General features: G+C 61.1%; 2 protein-coding genes. One reads left to right on the top strand and one right to left on the bottom strand.

Annotation, left to right across the window (positions count from 1 at the left end; translation table 11 throughout):
- A partial coding sequence (locus ACXRVY_RS25300; protein ID WP_458238557.1) for an aldo/keto reductase occupies positions 1 to 1,013 on the bottom strand: 1,013 nt, incomplete at its 3' end.
- Between the two features lie 159 nt (positions 1,014 to 1,172).
- On the opposite strand from ACXRVY_RS25300, the gene zapE reads away from it, so the two are divergent.
- Positions 1,173 to 2,196: cell division protein ZapE (zapE, locus tag ACXRVY_RS25295; RefSeq protein WP_458238556.1), on the top strand; the 1,024-nt coding region annotated here is incomplete at its 3' end.

Here is a 2,196-nt window from a genome sequence, read left to right as displayed (position 1 = left end):
CCGCTGAAGCGTGCGGATGAACCGCTGATGGATTCGTGCGGCACGCCCTTGGCCACGTCACTGACGCCATCGAGTCGTGCCAGTTGCTCAGCACTCAACTGCACATTCAGCGCGCCCAACGTCGCGTCCAGCTGTTCACGAGTCCGGGAGCCGAGGATCGGAATCAGCGCCGTGGTCGAGCGTTTGGCCTGTTCCCGCAACCAGGCAATGGCCACGTGGGTCGGGCTGGCATCGAGTGCAGTGGCGACGTCGATCAAGGTGTCGAGCAGGGCGGTTTCCCGGGCGCTTTTTTCAGCATGAATCAGCACGCCGAGCTTGTTCGCGCGGTTGTCGCCCTCGCTGTTGCGATACTTGCCAGTCAGGAAGCCGCCACCCAGCGGCGACCACAGGGTCGCGGCCAGGCCCAGGGCTTCGGCCATCGGCRGTTGTTCGCGCTCGGCGGTGCGTTCGGCGAGGCTGTACTCGACCTGGATCGCCGCAATCGGTGCAAAGCCACGTATCTGCGCCAGCAGGTCGGCGCGGGCGATGCGCCACGCAGGGAAGTTCGACAGCCCGGCGTAATGAATCTTGCCGGCACTGACCAGGTCGTCGAAGCCGCGCAGGATCTCTTCCATGGGCGTGACGCCATCGCTCATGTGCGCCCAGAACAGGTCGATATGATCGGTCTTCAGGCGTTTAAGGCTTTCTTCGACGGCGCGCACCATGTTCTTGCGGCTGTTACCGGTGTGGGAAATGTCGGCCGCGGGTGTAGTCCCGAGGGTGTATTTGGTGGCGATGACCAGGCTATCCCGTTCTGCGGCGATGAACTCGCTGAGCATGGCCTCGGACTGCCCGCCCTGATAGCCGTTGGCGGTATCGATGAAGTTTCCGCCGGCCTCCCGATAACCCTCAAAAATGCGTTTTGCTTCGTCACGCTCGGCGCCATGGCCCCAACCGGTACCGAAATTACCGGCGCCCAGCGCCAGTTCGGAAACACGCAAGCCGGTTTTACGACCGAAGACTTTGTAATGCATGGGATGACTCCAGAGGGGTGGCGACAGGATTTAATAGATTGTTTGCGACATTTATTAAATATGATGATAGCAATCTAATGCGTCAAGGTGCTTTTCTTTCCTGCACAAAACCGCCGATCACCGGTCGCGTTTTCCATGCGCAATGGCATACTGCCGCCCATGACTATCGATTCCCCCTTAAGCGCCTGGCAGCACGCCATCGAACAAAAGGGCTTCGTCCAGGACGAGGCCCAGGAATATGCCGTGTGGGCGCTGCAAAAATGCCATGAAGCGCTGCATGAAGGCCGTTCGCCCATTTCCGGCGTATACCTGTGGGGGCCGGTAGGGCGGGGCAAGACCTGGTTGATGGACCAGTTCTACCAAAGTCTTCGGGTGCCGGCGCGGCGCCAGCACTTTCACCACTTCATGGGCTGGGTGCACCAACGCTCGTTTCAACTGACCGGCACCGCCGATCCGCTCAAGGCGCTGGCCCGTGAATTGGCCGAAGAAGTGCGCGTTCTGTGTTTCGACGAGTTGTTCGTCAACGACATCGGCGACGCGATCATTCTCGGGCGCCTGTTCCAGGTGATGTTCGAACAGGGCGTGGTGGTGGTCTGCACCTCCAACCTGCCGCCGGACCATTTGTACGCCGACGGATTCAATCGCGACCGTTTCATGCCCGCCATCGCGGCGATCAAGCAGCATATGCAAGTGATTGCAGTGGATGGCGGGGAAGACCATCGCCTGCATCCGGGTGCCGGTTCGCAGCGTTATTGGGTGGCCGAGCCCGGCAGGCCCGGCGCACTGGATGAAGTGTTCCAGGTATTAAGCGTCGGCCAGTCAATATCGAGCGACCCGATCCAGGTCGGTTACCGCTCACTTGAGGTGGTCAAGGCCAGCCCGACGGTGCTCTGGACCCGTTACGCCGCGCTGTGCGAGCAACCCTTCGCGGCCATGGATTTCATCGCTCTGTGCGATACCTACAGCGCTATTCTGTTGAGTGAGGTGCCCAGCCTCAGCGCGCAGAAACGCGCCGGGCGCATTGCCCGTGGCACCGAGGACGGTGTCGAGCGGGTAGTGGCGGGGGATCGTGAGTTGCCGCAGTTGTCGGTGCATGACGACGGTGTGCGACGGTTCATTGCCCTGGTGGACGAGTGCTACGACCGCAAGGTGCCGCTGTACCTTGAAGCGCAAGTGCCAATGG

Source organism: Pseudomonas sp. P5_A2_2, from assembly GCF_054177685.1.
The sequence above is the reverse complement of the archived record's forward strand: the minus strand, read 5'-3'. Positions and strand labels throughout refer to the sequence as shown.